4 protein-coding genes are annotated in these 4,731 nt (G+C 35.2%); 3 read left to right on the forward strand and 1 reads right to left on the reverse strand.

Translation table 11 applies throughout. The annotated features are described in order from the left end of the window. The 3 genes from ACWG0P_RS15680 to ACWG0P_RS15690 form a co-directional block, all read left to right on the forward strand. On the forward strand, positions 1-382 hold a 382-nt coding region (locus tag ACWG0P_RS15680; RefSeq protein WP_455802511.1), incomplete at its 5' end, for a transposase zinc-binding domain-containing protein. Positions 383-532: 150 nt separating this feature from the next. After that, on the forward strand, positions 533-1,231 hold the full coding sequence (locus ACWG0P_RS15685) for a transposase (protein WP_455802524.1): 699 nt from the start codon (positions 533-535) through the stop codon (positions 1,229-1,231). Continuing rightward, the gene (locus ACWG0P_RS15690; RefSeq protein WP_455802008.1) at positions 1,179-1,379 is read left to right on the forward strand and encodes a hypothetical protein; all 201 of its coding nucleotides are present in this window, start codon (positions 1,179-1,181) and stop codon (positions 1,377-1,379) included. Before ACWG0P_RS15685 ends, ACWG0P_RS15690 begins: the two co-directional genes overlap by 53 nt. Before the next feature lie 308 nt (positions 1,380-1,687). Here ACWG0P_RS15690 and ACWG0P_RS15695 read toward each other — a convergent pair. Beyond that, on the reverse strand, positions 1,688-4,731 hold a 3,044-nt coding region (locus ACWG0P_RS15695; RefSeq protein WP_455802512.1), incomplete at its 5' end, for a calcium-binding protein.

Here is a 4,731-nt window from a genome sequence, read left to right on the forward strand (position 1 = left end):
GATTGCTTCTAAACATAATCATTGTGATTCTTATCGTCCTGGTGAGAGTCATATTTCCATTGCTCATATCTTTTTTGAAAACCTACATAAGCTTACTTACCACTTCCATCTTTTCCCTGACTTTATTCGCTCTTCTGTTATGAAGGCTATCAACTCTGTTATCCTTTGTCATCAACACGAGCTTGGTCATTCTCTTTATGATTGTCCTTCTTGTGATAACTTCACCTTTCTTTGGCATACTTTTAAATCTCGTTTCTGTAATTCTTGTGGTATGAAATATGCCAAAATTCGTTCTCACAATATTCTTCAAAATGTTTTTGATTGTTCTCATCGTCATTGTGTCTTTACCATTCCCGAAGATTTACGTGATTATTTTCGTTAAGACCGTTCTTTACTCAATATCCTTTTTCAATCCGTCAACGATACTCTTTCTTTTGTAATTCGTAATGCTGCTAATAAGTCCGATTCTTTAATTCCTTGTGCCGTTCTTGTTCTTCATACTTTTGGTAGACCTCTAAATTGAAATCCTCATATCCATGTTCTTCTCGCTGAAGGTGGACTTCGTAAATGTGGTTCATTCAAAAAACTTTCTTATATCAACTACGCTTCTTTACGTCGTTCTTTTATGAAACAGCTTCTTGATAATCTTTCTTCACACATAGATACAATTGAATTCAAACAGTTAAAACGTTCTCTTTATAAATTATACCCTGATGGCTTTTATGTTCATTGTCCTCCTTCGAAGTATAAGGATGTAAAAGACTGTGTCGATTATGTTATTCGCTATGTTGGTCGTCCTGTTATGGCTCAAAGTCGCATCTTAGATTATAATTATGATATGGATCATGTGCTTTGGTATTATGAAGACCATACATCTGGTGAACGCGTTGATGTCTATGATACTTGCGTTTCTTTTATGAAAAAACTTATGCTTCATATTCCAGATGAAAATCATCGTATGATTCGTTACATTGGTGGCTATGCCACAAAGAAAAAGAAACTCGCAAATCTCATTCGTAAAATGGTCCATTCCTCTGCTGCTTGGATTCTGAAAAAGACTTCTGCTTATAGACAATATCGTATAGACACAACTGGTATTGACCCTCTATTATGTAGTTGTGGTTGCGAAATGAAATTTGTAGATTGTTATTTCCCTCCAGGGATACAGGAGAAAATTAATGAAAAATGGAAATTCCCAAAAATCAAATACGATTCTCTTCAAGTGTACTAAATGTGGATTTGAAGATCCGATGCCTGATTGGCTTGCGGAAGAAGTCTTATCAAAGAAACGTTTTGGATTGAAAAAAGTTTATGTGAATGCTTGTATTAAATGCGATAGCGAAATGCTTCCTAAAGATTTTCTAGAGAACCAAAAGTAAAAACTTGTCGTGTCCTTCTTTGGCTCTTCTTAGAGCCTTTTCGTCATGCTTTTTTCGTTTTCTCTCATTTCCACTTAAATTATGCAAGTTCCTAATAGACAAAAAAACCCTTTGAAATAAAGGGTTCTCTGTACACAAGAAATTGTGAATTGTTCCAATACGATAAATAATTAACGTTTTGCTAAACAGTAAAAGTCTTTAAATGAAGGTTTTTTGACATCTTGGTGACCAACCAGTAACCAACCGAGGACACCTCTCCAATTCTCTAGACGTTCCTATATATAGCATATCTCTTTTATAATTGAGAATCAAGAGTTTATATAGACTAAATCAATAGTGTTCACTTCATCTTTGCTACTAACTAGCTGATTATGTATGATGGATTCATCATCACTATTCAAACAATATGTCTGTTTCATTAAACTTACGATATTATTGTTTATAACCAATCCTTCCGTTAATCTTTCTGTGTAGGATGTACCATCATCGAAACTCAATTTAATATTTCTATAATCACAAGAAGATTCATAATTCTGTAATTTGATACCACCTTCATTGTCTTTAAAAGTTATGATTAAATCACTTCCTGATTTTATAAATAGCAGACTATCGCAATTCATTTTCATTAATTTTAATTCATTATTTCCATCATAATCATAGATCGTATCATTTCCATCTCCTTTTCGGTAGATGTAAGTATCATTGCCTAATCCCCCTGAAAGATAATCATCACCTGTCCCTCCATCTAGAGTGTCGTTACCTACCTCTCCATATAAAGTATCATTACCTGTTCCTCCATCAAGGATATCATCTCCACTACTACCATTCAATGAATCATTGCCTTCTCTTCCATATAGCTTACTTTCTTTGAACATTGCAGTTAATGTATCAGATCCTGATGTCCCTTCTAATACTTTTGCGTACTTGACGATATCTTCTTTCGTCCAAATTGTTCCATCTTCAAATACGATACTATTATTTCGATAACTTGCATCTTTTAGTGCATAAGATAAACGTATCCTTCCTCCATCTTTGATGTTGATATCTATGTCATAATCACTATACTTTCTAAGGTAGAAGTCTTCTGGATTGATGTTTTTCAACTGTATGATATTATTTCCATCATAATCATAGATCGTATCATTTCCATCTCCTTTTCGATAGATATAGGTGTCGTTTCCTGCTCCGCCATATAGAGTATCATTTCCTGTCCCTCCATCTAGGGTGTCGTTACCTACCTCTCCATATAAAGTATCATTACCTGTTCCTCCATCAAGGATATCATCTCCACTACTACCATTCAATGAATCATTGCCTTCTCTTCCATATAGCTTACTTTCTTTGAACATTGCAGTTAATGTATCAGATCCAGATGTTCCTTCTAACACTTTTGCGTACTTGACAATATCTTCTTTTGTCCAAATTGTTCCATCTTCAAATACAATACTAAAGTTTCGATATCTTGCATCTTGTAGTGCATAAATTAAACGTATCCTTCCTCCATCTTTGATGTTGATATCCATTTCATAGCTACTATACTTTCTGAGGTAGATATCTTCTGGATTGATGTCTTTCAACTGTATGATATTATTCCCTTCATAATCATAGATGGTATCATTCCCATCTCCTTTTCGATAGATATAGGTATCATTTCCTACTTCCCCACGAAGATCATCGTCTCCTATCCCTCCATCTAGAATATCGCTACCTGCTCCTCCATTTAAATAATCATTACCTGTTCCTCCATCAAGGATATCATCTCCACTACTGCCATTCAATGTATCATTGCCTTCTCTTCCATATAGCTTACTTTCTTCAAACATTGCATCTAATGTATCAGATCCAGATGTTCCTTCTAGCACTTTTGCGTACTTGACAATATCTTCTTTTGTCCAAATTGTTCCATCTTCAAATACGATACTATAATTTCGAGCATTTACATTTTGTAGTGCATAAATTAAACGTATCCTTCCTCCATCTTTGATGTTGATATCCATTTCATAGCTACTATACTTTCTGAGGTAGATATCTTCTGGATTGATGTCTTTCAACTGTATGATATTATTCCCTTCATAATCATAGATGGTATCATTCCCATCTCCTTTTCGATAGATATAGGTGTCGTTTCCTGCTTCACCGCGAAGATCATCATTTCCTGTCCCTCCATCTAGAATATCGCTACCTGCTCCTCCATTTAAATAATCATTACCTGTTTCTCCATCAAGGATATCATCTCCACTACTGCCATTCAATGTATCATTGCCTTCTCTTCCATATAGCTTACTTTCTTCAAACATTGCATCTAATGTATCAGATCCAGATGTTCCTTCTAATACTTTTGCGTACTTGACGATATCTTCTTTTGTCCAAATTGTTCCATCTCCAAATACGATACTATAATTTCGAGCATTTACATTTTGTAGTGCATAAATTAAACGTATCCTTCCTCCATCTTTGATGTTGATATCCATTTCATAGCTACTATACTTTCTGAGGTAGATATCTTCTGGATTGATGTCTTTCAACTGTATGATATTATTCCCTTCATAATCATAGATGGTATCATTCCCATCTCCTTTTCGATAGATATAGGTATCATTTCCTACTTCCCCACGAAGATCATCGTCTCCTATCCCTCCATCTAGAATATCGCTACCTGCTCCACCACGAAGATTGTCATTTCCTGTTCCTCCATCTAGAATATCGCTACCTGCTCCTCCATTTAAATAATCATTACCTGTTCCTCCATCAAGGATATCATCTCCACTACTGCCATTCAATGTATCATTGCCTTCTCTTCCATATAGCTTACTTTCTTCAAACATTGCATCTAATGTATCAGATCCAGATGTTCCTTCTAATACTTTTGCGTACTTGACGATATCTTCTTTTGTCCAGATTGTTCCATCTCCAAATACGATACTATAATTTCGAGCATTTACATTTTGTAGTGCATAAATTAAACGTATCCTTCCTCCATCTTTGATGTTGATATCCATTTCATAGCTACTATACTTTCTGAGGTAGATATCTTCTGGATTGATGTCTTTCAACTGTATGATATTATTCCCTTCATAATCATAGATGGTATCATTCCCATCTCCTTTTCGATAGATATAGGTGTCGTTTCCTGCTTCACCGCGAAGATCATCATTTCCTGTCCCTCCATCTAGAATATCGCTACCTGCTCCTCCATTTAAATAATCATTACCTGTTCCTCCATCAAGGATATCATCTCCACTACTGCCATTCAATGTATCATTGCCTTCTCTTCCATATAGCTTACTTTCTTCAAACATTGCATCTAATGTATCAGATCCAGATGTTCCTTCTAACACTTTTGCGTACTTGA

The organism is Amedibacillus sp. YH-ame6 (assembly GCF_053848845.1).